Here is an 18,203-nt window from a genome sequence, read left to right as displayed (position 1 = left end):
GATGACAATCCGCGCCAACATCGCCTGTCTCGGGGCCGGCCGCATGGGACGCGGCATCGCCGTCGCGTTCGCCTACGCGGGGCACACGGTCGCGATGATCGACGTGAAGGATCGTTCCGCGGAGGACTTCGCCAGACTGAAGACCGACGCACTCGGCGAGGTCAGAAAGACTTTCGCCAATCTCGCAGGTCTGGAGCTGATCGCCGGGACGGATGCGAACGTACTGGTCGAGCGGGTTTCGGTGGTGCCAGCCGGTCAGAGCCGTGCAGTCCTGTCCGATGCCGGCATAGTCTTCGAGGGCGTTCCCGAAGTTGTCGAGCTCAAACGCGAAGTACTGGCATCAGCCTCACGACAGGTCAGCCCCGACACGATCATTGCGTCGACGACGTCCACGATCCTCGTCGATGATCTGTCCAGCGCGATCGAGAATCCCCGACGCTTCCTCAATGTGCATTGGCTCAATCCGGCCTATCTGATCCCTCTGGTCGAGGTTTCGCCCGGCGCGGCGACCGACCCTGCCATCGTCGACGAGGTCAAGAGACTGCTCGAAGGGATCGGCAAGGTCCCCGTCGTCTGTGCGCCAACACCCGGTTTCATCGTCCCGCGCATCCAGGCGCTTGCGATGAATGAAGCCGCGCGCATGGTCGAGGAAGGCGTCGCCAGCGCGGAGGAGATCGACAAGGCGATCCGCTACGGCTTTGGCTTCCGCTATGCGGTGCTCGGGTTGCTCGAATTTATCGACTGGGGCGGCGGCGACATTCTCTACTACGCAAGTCGCTACCTCGAAGGCGCACTCCGCAGCGACCGCTATCGCGCGCCGGACGTGATTTCAAACAATATGCGCGAGGGCCGGATCGGCCTGCGCACAGGTGCCGGCTTCCTCGATTATTCCGGCCTCGACGTCGATGCCTATCGCACCGAACGGCTCAAGGCCATGGTCGACCTGCTTCGGCACTTCGGCCTGGCCCGCCCGCCGGTACTCGATCGCAGCTAGCCGAAGACGTCCTGGAGCACGCCCTCCCGCACCACCGCGACGCCATCGAGCTCGATGGTGGTTCCCATCATCGGCAGATCGAAATGGCCCGCCGTATAGCGGCCGGCGAATTCATTCGCGCCGGTCGAGAACAGGAAATTACCGGACACGGCGCGAAGCTCGGTGCCGTTGGTGTCGCGCTGGTCGTACATCGACAGCGCTTCATAGCGCGCGCCCGGATTCATACCGAAGCCGACATGCGAGACCGCATAGGCTTCGCGGTCGCCCCAGGCGGCCAGATAGGCGCGCATCATCGCGGCATCCGTGCCCTCGCCTTCCAGCTCGACGATATAGTCGTCCTTGAGCATCATCGTCACCGGCGACGTCAGGTAGCGCTTGAAGGTCAGATTGATGTCGCCCGGCGCCATCACCAGCGTGCCATTGATCGTGCCGCTCCTGGGAAAGCTGACGACAATTCCGCCCGGCCAGTGCGCCAGCGTGCCGGGTTTGTCGGTCCAACCCCACACGCCGACCGTCGAAGCACCCACCATGTCGACGTCGAGCGCCGTGCCGGCCTTCGACGTGACCCGCATGCGTTTGGTCCCACGCAGCATCTTGGCTGCCGCCCGAACGTGCTTTTCCAGCGCGGGATCCGGCACCATCCGCTCCAGCGCCTCAGGATGCTCGTTGGAGATCACCAGAATCCGCGCGCCAGCCTTGAGGATCTCCGGCGTCTCCACGGCGTGCATCAGGCCCTCGATGGTGCAATCCACGACAAAGCCGGCCTGCTGGAGTGCGCTGACGACTGGCGTCAGCCGCTGGATCGCCTCGCTGGCCCCGGTCGAGCGCACCGGCACGACATGGCGGTTACGCTGGGTCGGCAGAACCACATGGAACGGCCGCGCACCCATACGCAGCAAGGCGAGCTCGGCCAGATGCACGTTCAAGGCGCGTGACTGAGTTTCTGACAGGATGGCGGCAGTATCGCCGGCCTTGACGGCGCATCGCTCGAAGATCTCGCAAAATGCGTCGATCCATTTTGCCTCGATGCGATCAGCCAGCATGGTTCACTCCCGGTAGTCTGTCTTTGTTTGGTCAGATCACGCTTCGGGGAAACCCCGCAAGAGGTACGATCGCACGGCTCCCAGCAAGCCATTCAGAATCAAACCCAGCAGCGAGATCGTTATCAGCGGCACGAACATATCGACGGCCTGGAATGTTCGGGCTGCCGTGACAAGAACATGGCCCAGCCCATCCGTCGACGTGATCATCTCGGCCAGAAATACCACGATGCAGGAAATGACAAGACCGATCCGGCAGCCGGTCAGGATCGACGGCATCGCCGCTGGCAGTACCACCTTGAGGAGGATCTCATAGCGCGGCGTTCCCGCTGCCATAGCCGACCAGATCAGCTTTTGCTCCACGGTCGACGCGCCATAATAGGTGGACAGCAAAATGGGGAACAATGCATCCGCGGTCACCAGGGTGACCTTCGATCCGTGACCAAAACCGAGCAGGAGCAGAAGCGCGGGATAAAGCGCGACCTTGGGCAGTGGCGCCAAAACACGCACGATCGGCCGAACCGCGGCATTGATTGCGGGACTGGCGGCGGCCGCGATGCCGATGCTGACGCCGAGCACGACTGCGATTGCAAAGCCGGCGAACAGCCGGACCAAGGTCGCCGCGATCTCCTGCTGAAATGTTGCCGTCACGAACTGCTGAAGCAGTCGACCGAAGACGTATCCCGGTGGCGGCAGCAAGGTCGCTGGCGCAAGACCTGATGACACGAGCCCTTGCCACACGGCGATCAGCACCGCGATAGGCGCGAGCCCAAGTATGACATTTGTTGGGGAAAGGCGCGTCGTCATGAGAAGCTCAAGGGCATATCGAACTGGGGCTCAGACCACCGTACGAGCCTCGCCCGGACGCGCTCGAACAGCGCATCGAGGCCAATTCCCATGGCTCCCACGATGATGATCATCGCGAAGACGGTGTCGTACTGTCCCATGTCGAGTGCGTTGAAGAGGATGTTCCCGGCGCCGGACTGCCGCGCAATCATCTCACTGGTGATCATCGTGATCAGCGCCAGGACAAGTCCGGTGCGGCACCCGGTCAGGATCTCCGGCAGCGCGGCCGGCAGCACGATCCGGACCAAGCGTTGGGTGCCCGATAGCCCCATCGCCGCTCCTGACCACAGCATTTTCTCTTCGACAGCCTTGGCACCCTCGAAACTGTGGTAGATGACGGGGAGGCTGACGCCGAGAAAGATCACCAGTGTCTTCGTGATGTCGCCGACCCCCAGCCACAGCATGATGATGGGCATCAGAGCCGCTTTCGGCACCGGGTAGATCACCATCAGCAGCGGATTGAAGAAAGCCGCAACCGCTCGGCTGCGGCCCATCATCAGGCCCAGCGGCATCGAGACAAGCACCGCCACGCCAAACCCGATCGCCATGCGGCGGAGCGAGGCCATGATGTTGATCAGAGCTTCCTTGTCGCCGAGGATTGTGGGAATCGCGCGAATGGCTTCAATCGCAGTCGGAAAGCTGTCGTTCTTCAGCGCGAGGGATGCAACCTGCCACATCGCCAGCAACCCGATGCAGGCAAGCACCGGAGCAGCACGCCGGACCAAGGTTGTCGGCAGCATCATGAGCAAGATCCGGTTTCATCACTTTCGTCGAACATGCGCTCAATGTCGACCACATATTTCTGGTAGCACGGATCGAGCAGCAGCTCGTTGCGGCGACGCGGCCTAGGCAGGTTGATGTCGATGATTTGCCGAATGCGGCCAGGAGATTTTGACATCATCACGACCTTGTCTGACAGAAAGACGGCTTCGTCGACCGAATGCGTTACGAACAGCACAGTCTTGCGATCACGCTCCCAGATATTCAACAGATCGTTCTGCAGGCGCGTCCGGGTGTGAGCGTCGAGCGCTCCGAATGGCTCGTCCATCAACAGGACTTCCGGATGGTAGGCCAGCGTCCGGGCCAGCGCGACGCGCTGTTTCATGCCACCCGACAGTTCCTTGGGATAAAAGCTCTCGTATCCCTTGAGTCCGACCATTTCGATCAGCCCTCGGCTCTGCGCTTCAGCCTCACTCGCTCGCAGGCCCTGCTGACGCGGCCCATACATCACATTGCCGAGCACGGTCTTCCAGGGAAACAGCGCAAACTCCTGAAACACCGGTCCGCGATCCGGACCTGGGCCTGCGATCGTCTTTCCCTTCATCTTCGCGGCGCCACTGGTCGGACTGACGAAGCCTCCGACGATGTAGAGCAGCGTCGACTTGCCACAGCCGGATGGACCGAGAATGGAGACGAATGCTCCTTCTTCGATCGTCAGAGAGATGTCCGAGAGTGCCAGATGATCCTTGCGCGCTGACGTCTGAAATATTTGCGAGACGCGGTCGATCTCAATGATCGCGGAAGCCGGCTTTCGTGTCGCTACGGGCTCCGCCATTTCGCTTGATCTCGAAGGCATCACCTTCATTTCGTCTCTCGCCTCACTCGTGCGCGAATATCGCGCGACCGACTTGCCGAACGTGCTCCATCAGCGGCACAAGCTTAGCAAGAAACCTGCCAAACGGATCACTGTTTCCGCAGGACGCACCAATAGTCATTCGAACCAGGGCCATTCGGCAGGCCCCTTGTGCGTGACGGCACCACCTGGCGCCTGGCCAACCAGCCGCGCATACTTGGCGAGCGCTCCGGCACGATGACGCGGCGGACGCGGTTTCCAATCGCGGCGTCGCGCCGCAAGTTCATGCTCATCGACCAGCAAATCCATGCGGCGCCCAGCCGCGTCAATTCGGATTCTATCGCCGTCGCGAACAAGCGCCAGCGGGCCGCCTACAAAAGCTTCCGGAGACACGTAGCCGATGCACATGCCGCGGGTCGCGCCGGAGAACCGCCCATCCGTGATCAGGGCCACCTTTTCGCCCATGCCCTGACCATAGATCAGCGCGGTAACGCCGAGCATTTCGCGCATGCCGGGACCGCCGACCGGCCCCTCATTGCGTATGACGAGAACTTCGCCCGCCTTGTAGCTCCGGTTGCGAACTGCCTCGACGCAGGATTCCTCGTCTTCGAAGACGCGCGCCACTCCCTCGAAGAACTGGTTTTTCAGTCCTGCAACCTTGATCACCGCTCCGTCAGGACAGAGGCTCCCCTTCAACACCGCCACGCCGCCATCGGGCATAATCGGTGCGCGGGTTGGATAGACGACCTCTCCATCGGGTGCGTTGGCCGCGCCATATTCTGCCGCAAGGGTGTGGCCCGTGACGGTCAGGCAACTCCCATCGATGTGCCCGCTTTGAATCAGCTCACGGATCACGACGGCCGCGCCACCGATGTCGTACACATCCTTTGCTGTATACTTGCCTCCGGGGCGCAGATTTCCGATCAGCGGCGTTCGGGCGAAAACCTCGCCGACATCATCGATTGTGAACGAAATGCCGGCTTCATTCGCGATCGCCGGCAAGTGCAGAGCGGCATTGGTTGAGCCACCGGTTGCAGCGACGATCGCGGCGCCGTTCTCCAGGGATTTCCTGGTCACGATATCGCGCGGCAGCGGCCCGCCGCGCTCCAACATTTCCATCACCAGCCGGCCGGCGCGTCTCGATATCTGGGCGCGTTCGGCGTAGACGCCGGGCACCATCGAGACATTGGGGATGGTGAGGCCCATCGTCTCGGATACCATCCCCATCGTGTTCGCGGTGAACTGGCCGGCGCACGCACCGATAGTCGGCAGGCAGGCGCGCTCGACCCGCTCGAACGTGACCGCGTCGATCTCCCCGGTCATGAAGCTGCCGACGGCCTCATAGGAGTCCAGCACGGTCAGGGTCCGCCCGTCGAGACGGCCGGGCAGCGCGCTGCCGCCATAGATGAAGATGGACGGCACGTTGCAACGGACCATTCCCATCATCACGCCGGGAAGCGTCTTGTCGCAACCGCCGAATCCGATCAGCGCGTCATAGGCGAGGCCGTGGACAACGGCCTCGATCGAATCGGCAATCAACTCACGCGAAAACAGGGAGAACTTCATCCCCTCGTGATTCATACTAATACCGTCGGAGACCGAGACCGTCGAAAATTCGCGCGAGGTGCCGCCAGCCTCCTCGATCCCGGCCCTGGCCGCATCCACCTGAAAGTCGTGGGTCATGTTGCAAGGCGTCTGCTCGCCCTTCATGCTGACGACGCCCACCATCGGCTTGGCAAGCGCCGCGTCGTCCAACCCCATCGCGCGCATGAACGCACGATGTGGAGCCCGGTCAAGACCGTCCCTCGTGACCCGTGATCGCAATTTCTTCATACGTGCATCATCTTCATGCGACGTCCCGGATATACCGGGACACCACGATCTCCCTGATCGACAAACAGCCTGATCGCCTATTGCAGCGGCGCGACGATCGTCGAGTGCTTGAACTGCGCGACATCCAGTTTCGGCAGCATTCCCGTCTCCGCGTAGATATCCAGCATCTTCTGGATGGCGGGAAAGTTCGGGGCGGCGCCAGGGTCGCGGCCGAAATCATTGTCCTTGAGCAGATAGGTCTCGAGCACCGGAATAGGCGCCTTCAGAACTTCCGAGACCACTTTCAAGGTCTCTTCGCGATTTGCCAGGGCCTTCTTCATGCCCGAGGTGATATCGCGGACATAGGCCTTCACTACTTCCGGATTCCTGTCGACGAAATCGGCGCGGCAGGCTTCCAGAATGTGCACGATGTTCGGCATGGCCTGAGACAGAGAGAATAGCTTTCGGGTGCCTCCCTTCGCCTCAGCACGCGCGGCAAACGGCTGATTCATGTTGACCGCTTCGACTCGGCCCTGGCGCAGCGCATCTTCGGAGACGGCAAAGCCAACCTCGACCAGCTTGATGTCCTTCGCCGGATCGACACCGTTCTGCTTCAGGAGCAGATTGAACGGCCCTTGCGTGCCGCCGCCGATCACGGAAATGCCGACCGTCTTGCCCTTTAGATCGGCAATCGTCTTGATCGGCGAGTTGTCCATGACCGCCCAGTACACCGAGAAGCCACCTGGCTTTTCGAAGACGTGCTGCGCCACGATGTAGGCTTTGAGATTGCCACCGACCACGCCATTGGCGAGCGACAGCGGTGCCTGCGTCGCGCAATCCAGCGCGCCGGCCGCGAGCGCCTGAGTCATCGGCGCAGTGCCCTGGAATTGGGTCCATTCAATATTGTAGGTCTTGCCGATATCGGGAAATTCGGCCGGGCGGCGCATCATCCAGTATTTGGCCTCCTCCGCCGGGATCGTCCAGCCGACGCGGACCGTCTGCTGCGCTCGCGAGGGGCTTGCGCCCGCCATAATGGCCGCTGCCGCTCCCAATGCCAGCATCCACCTCGAAACGGTTCGCATCATGCCCACTCCGCTGCTCTGGCGCCGACCGGCGCCACCCAACCCGACCGCTCCAAATGTTTCATGGTTCAAACATTCAGGCAAGCCATGCAAGCCGACCTGCTTTCGCGCTGCGATGTGCGATATAGGGGGCAGCAGCGGTCGCACGGCATTGCGCTGCGATAGAAGGAGCAACCAATGGCTGGATCGAGCAGAGCAAACCCGCAGAACGCCGAAAAGCTCGGCTATATCGGCCTTGGGCTGATGGGGACACCCATGACCCGGCGCCTGCTCGATGCCGGTTATGAGGTCACCGTCTGGAACCGCTCGCACGGCAAGCTCGCTCCGCTGATCGAGGCCGGTGCCAGGCACGCGGCAGCGCCCCGCGACGTCTTGGCTAACACGGACATCGTCTTCATGTGCGTGACCGATGCCGCCGCCGTAGAACAGGTCATCTTCGGTTCCGAGGGTCTTGCAGCGGCCCCCGGTGCAGGCAAGCTCGTGGTCGACTTCTCCTCGATCCATCCAGATGCCGCACGCGATCTGGCCAGCCGGCTAAAAGCTGCGAATGGCGCGGGCTTGATCGACGCGCCGGTATCGGGCGGCACCAAGGGCGCAGAGGAAGGAACGCTTGCGATCATGGCCGGCGGCGAGGCGGGAGATATCGAGAGGGTACGGCCCTATATGCTGGCGATGGCGCGCAGGTTCACCCACATGGGCCCGATTGGAGCGGGGCAGACCACAAAGCTCTGCAATCAGGTGATCGTCGGATGTGCGATGGCCGTTCTTGCCGAGGCGACACGTCTTGCCGTGAATGCCGGAATTGACGCCAGCCGGCTGCCCGAGGCGCTCGCCGGCGGCTTTGCGGATTCGATTCCACTTCAGTTGTTCGTGCCGCGGATGGTGCAGGGAATTCACTCGCCACCCCTCGGCCACATCGCGACGATGCTCAAGGACCTCGACACGATCGCCGACGTCGCGCACGCCACATCGACGCCGGTGCCGATGGCCACGCTCGCGGGGCAGCTTTTCAGGTTGGCCAGGGCCGCGCGAGGCGCGGAGGCGGACGCCCTCGAGATCTACAAGCTGTCCGCGGCAAATCGCTGAGCTGACGAGCGCGCCCTTGAATTGCCCTTATGGCGATTTCTTCCGTTCATCATCGGCGATGAACCGACCATAAGTACCCCGCGCAAAGAGCAGAGGCTCTTTCGAATTGTAGGCGTAGGCCTCGACAGCGCCAAGAAAGATCACGTGATCGCCGCCGTAGTAGCGATTGACAGCGCGGCATTGAAAGTTGGCGACGCTTTCCGCCAGGACTGGAGCATTGCCGAGGCCCGGCGTCCAATCGACACCGGCGAATTTGTCATCGGAGGACTTGGCGAATTTGTTGGCAAGGGCCTGTTGCGAAGCACCGAGCACGTTGGCTGTGAAATGGCTGGCGTCCTGAAACACGGTCAGGCTCGATGAATAAACAACGAGACTCCAGAGCACCAACGGCGGGTTCAGCGAGACCGAGGCGAACGAGTTGCACGTCAATCCGTACGGCTTGCCGTCCGGGGCTGCGGCCGTGATGATCGTCACGCCGGTTGCATACGTGCCAAGCGCATTGCGAAAATCGCGGGGATCGATCGGCGAGTTATCGCTCGCGAATTCGTTGGCGGGATCACGCCTGGCCGGCTGCTTCGGTATATCATTCATCGGCCGGCCTCACAGCGTGAGATTTTCGGACGGCAGGCCGAGCGCCACACGTCCGTAATTGGTTCCGGCCGCATCGAAATTGAACGCGAGGTGAGAGTTGATCGCGTGCGCATCGCGAAACTGTCGCTGCAGCACGCCCGTCGTGAACAAGCCACGCGCTCCGCTCGCCGCGAACAGCATCGAGACTGCGTCCGTGCACAGATTGACTGAGAAGGCGCCGTCACGCCGATACCTGGTTTTGACGGCCATGCCGGGACTACGGCCATGCCGCGCGTCCTCCATGGCATCGATGCATGCCGAACGCATAATCAAACGCGCGGCGTCGATCTTGGCGGAGGCTTCCGCGATCTTGACTTGCGTGCTTTGGAAGTCGCTCAGCTTGGCGCGGTTGTAAGTCGAAATGCGATGACGAACGACCTCAACATAGTCGTGGAGACACGCCTGCGCATTGCCGAGCGCGACGCCGGAAAGGACGTAAGGAAACAGCGAGAACACCGGCAATGTGTAGAGTGGATTAGCATTGACCTTGCTCCCCGGCGTTGGGCCTCCGGCGAGGTCACCGACGGCGACCGTCATGTAGGCGGGAACGAAGGCATCCCGAACCTCTACATCGCATGAACCGGTGCCGCGCAGCCCGGCGACGTTCCAGGTATCGAGGATCTTGTAGTCGCTCTTGGGAAGCAGAAAGATTCGGTATTCGATGCCATCTGCCTCATCATCGGACGACACGATGCTGGCCAGCATGTTCCATTCACAGGAGGCGACGCCCGAGGAGAACGGCCAGCTCCCATGCAGCCGATATCCACCTTCGACTTTCGTGGCGCGGCCAGCGGGAAAGATGAACGACGACGCAATCAGCGTATCGGGATCCTTACTCCAGACCACATCCTGCGCCTCGGGCTCGAACATGCCCAGCATCCAGTGGTGGCTTGCCAGATTGGCGAGATTCCAGGCAACGGATGCATCCGCTTGGCCGAGCAGCTCGGCGCAGTCGATCAGGGCAACATAGTCGAGCTCGGCGCCACCAACGCGTTTGGGCTGGAGCATCCGAAACAGGCCCGCGTCGTGCAGACCCCGCTCGGTCTCCGGCGGCAGGTGCCGCAGCTCCTCCGTCCGAGCCGCGCGCTCACGCAATTGCGGCAGGAGCACCCGAGCACTTGCGATCATTGTCGCATAGGCGCGTTCATCGGTGTCCGGCCCCCCGGGCTGGCCCGTGCGCGGCTCTCGACCTGGCGCCATTCGTGTTCCTCGCTTTGAGACAGTTATGCGGCCGCAATCTCGCCAAATCAAGCTGGCGCAAAGTTAACGGCACGCAAAACCGCTGCCTGCAATCAAGACAGGGTGTTCCGTTCAGGCTGACGTCGGGACCTTGAGCGCCCCAAAAGCGCCCTTCTCGGCCAACTCCGCGATCCGGCGCTCGTCATAGCCAAGCGTCTCCCGCAAGACGTTCTCCGTATGCTCGCCCAACAGCGGGGCGGCAACGGGATCAACCGCGCCGGTCACACTCATCGTGATCGGCGGCTCGATGTTCGGCACCCAATCTGCCGTGCGGTGCGGAATCCGGCTTAAGCGATCGCGCTGGCGCGCCTCGGGCGCATTGAAGCCCTCCTCGACGGTGCGGAGGTAGCCAACCGGAATATTCGCTAACTTCATCTTCGCCATCCAGTTCTCGAGACTATCGCTCGCAAGGACTTCTGCGATGGCCGCGCGCAGGAGCTCCTTGTTCTCGGACCGCGCCTTGCGCGTGGCGAATTGCGCATCGCTGATGAGATCAGGCCGGTTCAGCACCTCGACGACCAGCCGGCGATACAACCGGTCGTTGGCACAGGCCATGTAGAGCGGCCCGTCGGACGCCTCATAGACGCCGACGGTAGGCGATCCGCTCGGCGAGTTGCCGAATCGCCCCGGGTTCTGTCCGTTGATCAGATAGGCCATGCCGTAGAAGCCCGTCATCGCCATGGCGATGTCAAACAAGGCGACCTCAACATGCTGCCCGCGGCCAAGCCGGTCCCGCGCCAACAGAGCCAGCAGGATAGCGTTGCATGCGGACATGCCCGTCGCCATGTCCACGATGGGCGGCCCGGTGCGAACCGGGGGACCGTCCGCGAACCCGTTGAGCGACATGAAGCCGCTTTCCGCCTGGGTGATGGGATCGAAACCGGGACGCGAGGCGAACGGTCCGCTGCGCCCGTAGGCCGAGATCGAGCAGTAGACCAGTCGTGGGTTGGTCGGCACGACCGCCTCATAGTCGAGGCCGAATTTCTTCATGACCCCGCTTGAAAAATTCTCGACAACCACATCCGCCTTGCGGATCAGAGCCCGCGCAACCTCGAGCGCCTCCGGCACGCCAAAGTCGAGCGCGATACCACGCTTGTTGCGGTTCAGGCTGAGATAGGCCGCACTTTCACCCCCGATCTCGGCGTGTTCATAGGCGCGCGTGTCGTCGCCGCCGTCTGGATTCTCTATCTTGATAACGTTCGCGCCGAAGTCGCCGAGCGTCTGGGTGCAGGCCGGGCCGGCAACCACCCGCGTGAAATCCACGACAAGCAGGCCATCCAGCGCACTGGGGCCTCCCGTTGCCCGCGACGAACGTTCCGGTAATTGAGGCTTGGTGGACATGGGCCGCGCGCTCCCTACATCGGCTTGTGCTCGCCGAATTTTCTGGCATGACCAACTTAAAGCTCGGCGCCACCGACTTCGCAAGTGCCTCAGCTCGCTCTGTTTCAAAACGCAAAAGGAGGCCCGGCAGCCGTCAAGCTGCCGGGCCACTTGCGAAAGGCGTCCTTGCTCTCGCCGGGGCGAACGATGTGTTCGCGCCGGCCAACCGCGGAGCGGTGTTCCGCGGCACGGAAACAGAGCCAACTGGCTGCTCATCCTAGTGGCTTGCGGCAATAGAGCGTATTCGACCAGGCCCAAGGTGTCTCGGGTTCGTAGAGCCGGTAGCCCACAATGAAATTGTTAGCTGAGACGAGGTTGTCGGTTGTATCTGAAACGAGGGATCGCTTCAGCCTGAGCTGAAGCCCTCGCCCCCAGTGTCGCTGCAAGACCCCAACGCGGCAAAAGTACCCGCTGTTTCACACATGTCGATGGCACGGTACCGGCGAAAACCAACCGCTTCATCGCCACAATATGCAAGCCACCATGCTCCCAGTTCGAACTGCGGCATGACGGCTCATCGAAGAATGTCAGACGATGCAGATCGGCCAGAGTCTCGGCGACATCCTCATCGTCCGTATCGACGATACGAATTATCTACATGGCAGGTCCATTGAGGGCAAACAATAGGCGGGATCGGCAGTGGCGGCGCCCCGCCGCCGCTGCGGTTCACTTGCCTAACAAGACGACTTTGACGCCGAGCCAGACCGCGCCGACCAGGCCGACAACGATGACAGTGATCACCGCCTTGATTGTGTAGCTCTGCGCCTGTTCCACACTTTTCCGCCAGCGCCGCAGGTGCTGGAAATCCGCTCTGACTTCTTTGCGATCTTCGTCTTCGATTCCGAAGGCGGCGAGCACCGATGCCACTGCCTTCAGGACGATGGTGTCGATGCTCTCCTGCTGAAGCCTGTGCTGCCCGGCTAGCGTCTCCGCGACGATCTTCCTGATTTCATGGTCTGGCACCTTCACCGCTTGATGATCCTTGCAACGTTCTCGAAGCCGCGCTTGGCGAAATAGAAGGAAACCACGAGGTTGGCCGTGACGGCAGCAAATCCCGCCAAGGCGTCCGTGGAACCGAACCCAAGCCCCTTGTCCCCGACCAGGAGCTTGGCGAAGTAGAGCGCCACGCAGTAACCCATCAGCTGTCCGGCTCCTACCAATGTCCGAGCTCCGCGTCCGGAGACCGCAGCGGCGCAAGCAACGGGCTCGCGCCGCGGGCCTGCACGTTCGCGCGTGCTCGGACAGCAATGGTTCGGACGGCCGCGCGCCGATCGGCGCTCCATGAACCCGTCAACGAGGGTGAGGCCGCGATGCGCCGCCACCGTCCGATCTCAAATCGAGACGAAAAAACCCGCGGCGGATTGCTTCCCGCGCGGGCCTCAACGAACTCGTCTCGATGATATTACTCTGCCGGTGTTTTGCCCGACGTGTCAAACTTTGTCTTGGCTATCGCTCCTTTTCCGGTTGCCCGCGCGAGCACTCACCGAAAGAACCATTCGAGTTGGCTGCGGTTACCTCCGCCAGGAGGATCGACCATGATGTCAAAGACGTCGCGAGATGTGCCGGGACCGAAGCCGCGCAACGATGAGAAGCGCGAGACGCAAGAAGCGATCATCGCGGACATCAGCGAGACGGATGCCGAGGACCGCGACCTCATCCAGGGCGAAGGCCGCAGCATCGACCTTCACAAAGACCCGCGCGATCTGTCGAAGGACGATTAGTTGCAGGCTCGTTTGTGCGGGGGGCTCTGATCGAGCGGGGCTTGCTGCTCGCAACCAACTTGTCTCGATGATGCCACCATGCAGGTGTTTTGCCCGACGCGTCAACGTCGTACCGGCGGCCACGACCAGTTGGGCTCGCCGCGTCTGCTCCAGAGTTCAGAGCCGTTCCTTCCTTTCGGCCTCGCTTGCGAGTTTGATCCAGTCATCCGCGAGCTTCAGCCATCCATCCCGATCCGCAGGATTGATCGCCCTGGCCGCCATCTGGCGGCATTCCTCGGCTTCCTTCCGGAACCGTTCTGCGTCGGTCTTGGTCATTGCGGCCAGCAGTGTGCACGAAACGCGAGTCAAGGCACTTCGCCAATCGTAGGGGGCGCGGCATCTTGTCCGCTTTGTGTGTCCCAACCGTTTGATCTCAACCAGAAGACAAAACCCGCAGCGGGCCACTCCCCGCGCGGGCTCAACGAACTCGTCTCGTTGATGCCAGTCTGCCGGTGTTGGCCGGTTGCTCCGTCGGTTCGCAATGACGGCGTGCTGAGCCTGGCATCGATTGAGACGGGGTCAAGAGATTGCCGGATGGAGTTTGATACGTCGGGCAGCCTTTGCCGATTACCAGCCGATCGCCTTCAACCAAGTCCTGCACCTGCAGCTCTCTGCCTGAGCCTGGCTCGCGAAGCTTTGCGTGTCGTGGATATCCGTTCTGAGCTGAGCGTCGCCGCTGATGCGATGGCGAATGATGGTGCCCGGCGGCGCAGGCGAACGCAAGTGACAGCCGCAATCGAAGCGGAATCTCGACGGGAACTACCTTTCCGAAACGGCGTTGGCCGGCCATGCACGGGTCAATGCCAGATCCCCTGTTGGTGCGCGCCGATGCCGCTCTGCGTGAGGCCCGACGGCTTCGGTTCGAACAGATGCGCTTGGCCTCGCACGCGTGGGCCATTTGCGGGCATGCAAGAATGACGAGCGAGCTTCACTCCGGCCTGATACCCGCCGTTTCAATCTCATTGGCGGTCAGGGAAGGCTCTGGCGTAGCGTAGCCCCTCTCTGGGGAAGGGCTCCTGCGTCTTGTGGCCTAGGAAGGTGTCCGGGACCCGCCTTCGAAGTATTTCCAGGGACTCCGCCACGACACTGCGCATGTAGGCGTTCTGCCTCGCGATCGCAGCAGCTTCATCGTGAACGCGATGGATATGGCCGATGTTCTCCGGTATGGCCGCGCTCCCTCTTGTGCAGGCGGGAGCGCGATCGGTCTCTCAGCCACCGACGCCTACGGACTGAGCCTTGTCCGGTGATGGAGGTAAATTGCGCCAGGACTCTTTTGCTCGATCTTGAACCTGGACAAAGTTGGCACTTTCAATTCGCCCGGAGTTGTCCCGTGGGTGAAACCCGAAGACGGCGCGAGGGCCGTCACTGCGGCTGCGCAAAGTTGGCAGCGCGCCAGATCGTTCGATCATTTCGACTGCGACAGCGTCGACCGCCGCTGCTCTGCGAGATCGTTTGCGGTGCGGATATTCTCGGCGCGTTGCGCCAACTCCTCATAGTTTCTTGCCACCTGGCGCAGCCATTCCCTGACCGCGCTGTGCTCGCAATGATCCGCCTTCGTCCTGAATTCCTCCGCTCGCATCCGCCAGTATTTTGGCGGGTGTAAACGCTCGTATCCCATGGCTCGATCGTACGCGTGCTCGAGTTGTGCCCCTCAACGAACAAACCCGACGAAGGTTGCGCTGGATAAAGCTACCGGCGTCGAAGTCGGATCTTCGTTCGCATCAAGGAAGCCATCGGCGCGCACGCGATCGTTCGGCAGCGGTACTTCGTTGCCATTGCATCGAACTGCGACGGTGCGAGGGTAGGCTCACGAGAGACACGAGTGAAATCGCCTTTCTACACGTCGGGTAGCTGGTGTATCGTGCGCGAGAGCCGCCAACGAGGTGTGCCGAAATCTCGTTAGTCGCTGGCGGCGTTTGTGCCCACGGCGGGCATTGTACTCCTCATTTTCAGATTCGGCCGCCGTCACGATCAACTCGTCACGGCATGAATTTTAATGGCCACAATTTTCAGCAGGAGGACAGCATGCATTTCTGTCTCACAGGGCAATACACGCCACGCTCTCTCAATGCCATACTGGAAAACCCGACAACCAATCGTCAGGAAGCGGCGAAAAAACTCATTGAGGCGGCCGGCGGAAAGCTGGTCTCGATGTACAGCGTTGCGGCCGATGGCCCGGGCGTTCTGGTGATTTTCGACGTGCCTGATCCGAGTGTGGCTCCAGCCATCTCCGGCCTGACCGTCGCGGCCGGCACACTGCAGAACGTGAAACTGACAAGGCTCTTCACGCAAGACGAGATCAAACCGGTGCGGCAGAACGCGGCCAAGTTGCGCTCGTCCTACAGCCCGCCGGGCAGCTAAATGCCTGAATTTGGGCCTAATCGGGAACCAATAGCTAAAACAAGGTCAGTATTACGCACAGTAATAGTCCGGGATTTCCGATCCTGTTGCGAGACGCATAAGCTGATCCTGCCGGGGCTGGATTTCATCCCGAAAGCGATTTCAACCGGCAAGGGGTCGCCGCAAGGCGGCCCCTTTCGCTTGCGGCGGATTTGCCTGAGTTTAATGCACGGTGCATTGATGCGCGCGCGAGCTATCCATATCGACGCCGGCCCCCCTCATCGCGCGCATGAAAAATGAAAAAGGCCGCCTGAGGCGGCCTCTTCTTCATGTGCTTATGAGCTGAAAGGCAAGGATCGTCGAAAAGACGCCTAATCCAACGATGGTGATCTTGAAAACGAGGACGGCTGGCAAGCTGACCTCCACTACTTGCAAATCACACGAATCAAATCATCCGAATCTTACGCCTTGCTCCGGCGTACGCAAGCAACCGCAGATTAGTACAACTGCAACTTCAGCCTGTGACGCTGCCCGCGGCAGCGCATGCTAGATCACAGATCTTGATCAAAATCGGATTGCGAGGAGCTTGCAGATCGCGATGCAAGATCGTCGGATATTGCCTAGCGGTCAGCGCCATCTCGGGAACGTACGAGCTGCTGATCATCCGGTGCAGGCCGCCGTTTGGGTTCGTAACGCTCCACCAGACGCAACAGCCGTCTTCTGATGAACGGGTCTGCTTGTTCTGCAAGATCACGCAATACCTTGGCACGCTGCTTGTTAAATTCGTCGTCCAGCATCATCGTTCTCATATGAAGGCGGCGAGCTTGCCGGGCGAAGCAGCTCAGCGCCGGACAGCACTTTCCAAAAAGTCTTGAACAGAACGCGGCACGTCTTCGTATTCGGAGAATCGGCGGCGCACTTCATCGGCGATATCGATCGTCACATCGCGCGACCATCCCTCGGTGGTGTTGAATGCCACGATGCGAACCGGGTGGCTGTAATGATCTTCGAACAACTGACGGATCACCGCTTCGCGGTGGGTGCCTTCCTCATCTGCTTCGCACCAGGCGCAGCCAAGCCTGCCAAAGTCATTCAACACCAGATAGACGTCTTGGTCGGCGCCTTGTGGCACGATGGACGGCGAGCGACTCATGCACAACTCCTCTCTCGCGCGCATGCTGGGGCCTAACCTGTTGGCCGCATAGGGAAAATTGGAGGTAGTCCAATCGGATAATCGGGCGATCCCGGTCCAGACGTGGCATGGATTTCTAGTTGTGGCCGCGCGATGACTTTGGTGTCGCCTTCGTGATGGGCTGGCTATGTGTGCCAAACAGCGCCAGCAGAAGCGCGACCTCTTCCTTCGAACCGACCTGGATCATGATGGTCTCCTCTTGGACTATTGGTCGAGTTGGCGGCCGGCGAAGTTCAGAACGATCTGGGTTTCAGGTGTGTTTCAGACGTGTTTCGCGTCGAGGATGAAGTCCACCGCACGTCGAGACCGGGCCGAATGTCGCAAGCTCAATGAGGAACGCAGCTTGATACGCGCTGTTGAAATGGCGCGGGGACAATTTGCGAATGACGCCCGGACTGCGTGTTTGGCTATGTACAAGGACCCACTTCTAGATGAGCTGAGGCGATTGGAGCGCGAGGTGGTTGAGGCTGAGCGGCAGCTTGCAGAGCAGGAGGCGCTGGTCGTTGGCTTGAAACGGCAGAACCAGGACACAAGTCAAGCCGAAGTGAGTTGGAAATGATGCGCGCCAACCAGCGTCGCCGCCAGGAAGACCGGCTTCGCCTTCTCTCGTTGCTGCAACCCTAGTCAGAAACGACTTGTGTTTGCCCGACCGGTCAAACTTTACCTAAATGCAGCAAATCGGATTCGGCGGAATGCAATCTGTCCGCGCCATGCTGGCGGCACGCCCCTGTTGTGTCCCGCGTGTAAGCCGCCCCACCGGGAAGCGACGACGCCAGGACAACCGAGGAGAGATGGTCGATGTATTACGTCGCCGCCGCATTGCTGGTGCTGTCGGGACTGTTCTACTCGGCGAGCCATCACGAGATCGGCTCGTTCGGCGTCACCATGTGCACCTATGGCAGCGCGTTCTGCGATAACCCGATGATCGTCTTCTCGGGTGCCACGCTCGCCGCCGCCTGGGGCATGTTCGTCAGCATCAAATAGGCTGCCCCCCGGCATCGACCGCAGATATGACAAAGCCCGCGACCGACGACGGCGCGGGCGCGATCATATTTGCGATGATGCATCTCTACAGATGTTTTGCCCGACGTCTCAAACCTGACACGGGCCGCGCGGCCGCATGATCTGGCTGCGCGCGAGTTGATTCAGCGCAATGCGCCGGTTTGGCCGGGAACTATCGTTTCCGTACCGCATTAGATCCGTGATTTCGCCATTCCGGAAAAGAGCCG

General features: G+C 61.2%; 21 protein-coding genes. 6 read left to right on the top strand and 15 right to left on the bottom strand.

Annotated elements, in window-relative coordinates:
- Nucleotide 1 precedes the first annotated feature (1 nt).
- Nucleotides 2-994: a 3-hydroxybutyryl-CoA dehydrogenase gene (locus MTX21_RS38300; protein ID WP_280969602.1), complete on the top strand. Its 993-nt coding sequence runs from the start codon at nucleotides 2-4 to the stop codon at nucleotides 992-994.
- Here MTX21_RS38300 and MTX21_RS38295 read toward each other — a convergent pair.
- From MTX21_RS38295 to MTX21_RS38270, 6 genes are all read right to left on the bottom strand, one after another.
- Complete coding sequence (locus MTX21_RS38295; protein ID WP_280969601.1) at nucleotides 991-2,037, bottom strand: peptidase M29; 1,047 nt, start codon at nucleotides 2,035-2,037, stop codon at nucleotides 991-993. The genes MTX21_RS38300 and MTX21_RS38295 overlap by 4 nt on opposite strands.
- Before the next feature lie 36 nt (nucleotides 2,038-2,073).
- On the bottom strand, nucleotides 2,074-2,841 hold the full coding sequence (locus MTX21_RS38290) for an ABC transporter permease subunit (protein WP_280969600.1): 768 nt from the start codon (nucleotides 2,839-2,841) through the stop codon (nucleotides 2,074-2,076).
- Nucleotides 2,838-3,623 (bottom strand): ABC transporter permease, encoded by a 786-nt coding sequence (locus MTX21_RS38285; protein ID WP_280969599.1) that lies wholly within the window; start codon nucleotides 3,621-3,623, stop codon nucleotides 2,838-2,840. Before MTX21_RS38285 ends, MTX21_RS38290 begins: the two co-directional genes overlap by 4 nt.
- Nucleotides 3,620-4,456: an ABC transporter ATP-binding protein gene (locus tag MTX21_RS38280; protein ID WP_280970921.1), complete on the bottom strand. Its 837-nt coding sequence runs from the start codon at nucleotides 4,454-4,456 to the stop codon at nucleotides 3,620-3,622. The genes MTX21_RS38285 and MTX21_RS38280 overlap by 4 nt, the downstream gene beginning before the upstream one ends.
- A gap of 135 nt (nucleotides 4,457-4,591) precedes the next feature.
- Nucleotides 4,592-6,286, bottom strand: coding sequence for a dihydroxy-acid dehydratase (gene ilvD, locus MTX21_RS38275; protein ID WP_280969598.1), 1,695 nt, complete (start codon nucleotides 6,284-6,286; stop codon nucleotides 4,592-4,594).
- A gap of 77 nt (nucleotides 6,287-6,363) precedes the next feature.
- On the bottom strand, nucleotides 6,364-7,347 hold the full coding sequence (locus tag MTX21_RS38270; RefSeq protein WP_280970920.1) for an ABC transporter substrate-binding protein: 984 nt from the start codon (nucleotides 7,345-7,347) through the stop codon (nucleotides 6,364-6,366).
- Between the two features lie 177 nt (nucleotides 7,348-7,524).
- On the opposite strand from MTX21_RS38270, the gene MTX21_RS38265 reads away from it, so the two are divergent.
- Nucleotides 7,525-8,433, top strand: a complete 909-nt coding sequence (locus MTX21_RS38265; protein WP_280969597.1) for an NAD(P)-dependent oxidoreductase — start codon at nucleotides 7,525-7,527, stop codon at nucleotides 8,431-8,433.
- A 27-nt stretch (nucleotides 8,434-8,460) separates the two neighbouring features.
- On the opposite strand, the gene MTX21_RS38260 is transcribed toward MTX21_RS38265, so the two are convergent.
- From MTX21_RS38260 to MTX21_RS38235, 5 genes are all read right to left on the bottom strand, one after another.
- On the bottom strand, nucleotides 8,461-9,024 hold the full coding sequence (locus MTX21_RS38260) for a flavin reductase family protein (protein WP_280969596.1): 564 nt from the start codon (nucleotides 9,022-9,024) through the stop codon (nucleotides 8,461-8,463).
- Between the two features lie 9 nt (nucleotides 9,025-9,033).
- Nucleotides 9,034-10,263 carry an acyl-CoA dehydrogenase family protein gene (locus tag MTX21_RS38255; RefSeq protein ID WP_280969595.1) on the bottom strand — a complete coding sequence of 410 codons (1,230 nt, stop codon included), beginning with the start codon at nucleotides 10,261-10,263 and terminating at the stop codon, nucleotides 9,034-9,036.
- A gap of 111 nt (nucleotides 10,264-10,374) precedes the next feature.
- A complete protein-coding gene (locus MTX21_RS38250; RefSeq protein ID WP_280970919.1) occupies nucleotides 10,375-11,643 on the bottom strand; it encodes a CoA transferase in 1,269 nt (422 codons plus the stop codon).
- A gap of 705 nt (nucleotides 11,644-12,348) precedes the next feature.
- Nucleotides 12,349-12,651, bottom strand: coding sequence for a hypothetical protein (locus MTX21_RS38240; protein ID WP_280969594.1), 303 nt, complete (start codon nucleotides 12,649-12,651; stop codon nucleotides 12,349-12,351).
- A complete protein-coding gene (locus MTX21_RS38235) occupies nucleotides 12,648-12,821 on the bottom strand; it encodes a hypothetical protein (protein WP_280969593.1) in 174 nt (57 codons plus the stop codon). The genes MTX21_RS38240 and MTX21_RS38235 overlap by 4 nt, the downstream gene beginning before the upstream one ends.
- Nucleotides 12,822-13,217: 396 nt before the next feature.
- Here MTX21_RS38235 and MTX21_RS38230 point away from each other — a divergent pair, with 396 nt between their 5' ends.
- Nucleotides 13,218-13,403 (top strand): hypothetical protein, encoded by a 186-nt coding sequence (locus tag MTX21_RS38230; RefSeq protein WP_280969591.1) that lies wholly within the window; start codon nucleotides 13,218-13,220, stop codon nucleotides 13,401-13,403.
- Between the two features lie 156 nt (nucleotides 13,404-13,559).
- Here MTX21_RS38230 and MTX21_RS38225 read toward each other — a convergent pair whose 3' ends face one another.
- On the bottom strand, nucleotides 13,560-13,718 hold the full coding sequence (locus MTX21_RS38225) for a hypothetical protein (protein WP_280969590.1): 159 nt from the start codon (nucleotides 13,716-13,718) through the stop codon (nucleotides 13,560-13,562).
- Nucleotides 13,719-14,847: 1,129 nt separating this feature from the next.
- Nucleotides 14,848-15,060, bottom strand: coding sequence for a hypothetical protein (locus MTX21_RS38220; protein ID WP_280969589.1), 213 nt, complete (start codon nucleotides 15,058-15,060; stop codon nucleotides 14,848-14,850).
- 407 nt (nucleotides 15,061-15,467) lie between these two features.
- On the opposite strand from MTX21_RS38220, the gene MTX21_RS38215 reads away from it, so the two are divergent.
- Complete coding sequence (locus tag MTX21_RS38215) at nucleotides 15,468-15,803, top strand: GYD domain-containing protein (protein WP_280969588.1); 336 nt, start codon at nucleotides 15,468-15,470, stop codon at nucleotides 15,801-15,803.
- A gap of 599 nt (nucleotides 15,804-16,402) precedes the next feature.
- On the opposite strand, the gene MTX21_RS38210 is transcribed toward MTX21_RS38215, so the two are convergent.
- The gene (locus MTX21_RS38210) at nucleotides 16,403-16,579 is read right to left on the bottom strand and encodes a hypothetical protein (RefSeq protein ID WP_280969587.1); all 177 of its coding nucleotides are present in this window, start codon (nucleotides 16,577-16,579) and stop codon (nucleotides 16,403-16,405) included.
- 44 nt (nucleotides 16,580-16,623) lie between these two features.
- Nucleotides 16,624-16,935, bottom strand: coding sequence for a hypothetical protein (locus MTX21_RS38205; RefSeq protein WP_280969586.1), 312 nt, complete (start codon nucleotides 16,933-16,935; stop codon nucleotides 16,624-16,626).
- A gap of 322 nt (nucleotides 16,936-17,257) precedes the next feature.
- Between MTX21_RS38205 and MTX21_RS38200 the strand changes: the two genes are divergently transcribed.
- Together MTX21_RS38200 and MTX21_RS38195 are read left to right on the top strand one after the other, a co-directional pair.
- Nucleotides 17,258-17,533 (top strand): hypothetical protein, encoded by a 276-nt coding sequence (locus tag MTX21_RS38200; RefSeq protein ID WP_280969585.1) that lies wholly within the window; start codon nucleotides 17,258-17,260, stop codon nucleotides 17,531-17,533.
- Nucleotides 17,534-17,772: 239 nt separating this feature from the next.
- Nucleotides 17,773-17,958 (top strand): hypothetical protein, encoded by a 186-nt coding sequence (locus MTX21_RS38195; protein ID WP_280969584.1) that lies wholly within the window; start codon nucleotides 17,773-17,775, stop codon nucleotides 17,956-17,958.
- Nucleotides 17,959-18,203: the final 245 nt, after the last annotated feature.

The sequence above is a fragment of the Bradyrhizobium sp. ISRA430 genome (genome assembly GCF_029909975.1).
In the GTDB taxonomy this organism is placed as follows: Bacteria; Pseudomonadota; Alphaproteobacteria; order Rhizobiales; family Xanthobacteraceae; genus Bradyrhizobium.
Note: the sequence above shows the minus strand (reverse complement) of the source record. Positions and strands in the feature narration are given on the sequence as shown.

Bases quoted from the DNA above. Each gene is read 5' to 3' on its own strand.
- MTX21_RS38250 (WP_280970919.1), bottom strand. From the start codon at position 11,643: ATGTCCACCAAGCCTCAATTACCGGAACGTTCGTCGCGGGCAACGGGA.
- MTX21_RS38290 (WP_280969600.1), bottom strand. From the start codon at position 2,841: ATGACGACGCGCCTTTCCCCAACAAATGTCATACTTGGGCTCGCGCCT.
- MTX21_RS38300 (WP_280969602.1), top strand. From the start codon at position 2: ATGACAATCCGCGCCAACATCGCCTGTCTCGGGGCCGGCCGCATGGGA.
- MTX21_RS38285 (WP_280969599.1), bottom strand. From the start codon at position 3,623: ATGATGCTGCCGACAACCTTGGTCCGGCGTGCTGCTCCGGTGCTTGCC.
- MTX21_RS38265 (WP_280969597.1), top strand. From the start codon at position 7,525: ATGGCTGGATCGAGCAGAGCAAACCCGCAGAACGCCGAAAAGCTCGGC.
- MTX21_RS38215 (WP_280969588.1), top strand. From the start codon at position 15,468: ATGCATTTCTGTCTCACAGGGCAATACACGCCACGCTCTCTCAATGCC.
- MTX21_RS38280 (WP_280970921.1), bottom strand. From the start codon at position 4,456: ATGCCTTCGAGATCAAGCGAAATGGCGGAGCCCGTAGCGACACGAAAG.
- MTX21_RS38260 (WP_280969596.1), bottom strand. From the start codon at position 9,024: ATGAATGATATACCGAAGCAGCCGGCCAGGCGTGATCCCGCCAACGAA.
- MTX21_RS38270 (WP_280970920.1), bottom strand. From the start codon at position 7,347: ATGCGAACCGTTTCGAGGTGGATGCTGGCATTGGGAGCGGCAGCGGCC.
- MTX21_RS38255 (WP_280969595.1), bottom strand. From the start codon at position 10,263: ATGGCGCCAGGTCGAGAGCCGCGCACGGGCCAGCCCGGGGGGCCGGAC.
- MTX21_RS38200 (WP_280969585.1), top strand. From the start codon at position 17,258: ATGAAGTCCACCGCACGTCGAGACCGGGCCGAATGTCGCAAGCTCAAT.
- MTX21_RS38295 (WP_280969601.1), bottom strand. From the start codon at position 2,037: ATGCTGGCTGATCGCATCGAGGCAAAATGGATCGACGCATTTTGCGAG.
- MTX21_RS38235 (WP_280969593.1), bottom strand. From the start codon at position 12,821: ATGGGTTACTGCGTGGCGCTCTACTTCGCCAAGCTCCTGGTCGGGGAC.
- ilvD (WP_280969598.1), bottom strand. From the start codon at position 6,286: ATGAAGAAATTGCGATCACGGGTCACGAGGGACGGTCTTGACCGGGCT.
- MTX21_RS38225 (WP_280969590.1), bottom strand. From the start codon at position 13,718: ATGACCAAGACCGACGCAGAACGGTTCCGGAAGGAAGCCGAGGAATGC.
- MTX21_RS38230 (WP_280969591.1), top strand. From the start codon at position 13,218: ATGATGTCAAAGACGTCGCGAGATGTGCCGGGACCGAAGCCGCGCAAC.
- MTX21_RS38205 (WP_280969586.1), bottom strand. From the start codon at position 16,935: ATGAGTCGCTCGCCGTCCATCGTGCCACAAGGCGCCGACCAAGACGTC.
- MTX21_RS38210 (WP_280969587.1), bottom strand. From the start codon at position 16,579: ATGCTGGACGACGAATTTAACAAGCAGCGTGCCAAGGTATTGCGTGAT.
- MTX21_RS38195 (WP_280969584.1), top strand. From the start codon at position 17,773: ATGTATTACGTCGCCGCCGCATTGCTGGTGCTGTCGGGACTGTTCTAC.
- MTX21_RS38220 (WP_280969589.1), bottom strand. From the start codon at position 15,060: ATGGGATACGAGCGTTTACACCCGCCAAAATACTGGCGGATGCGAGCG.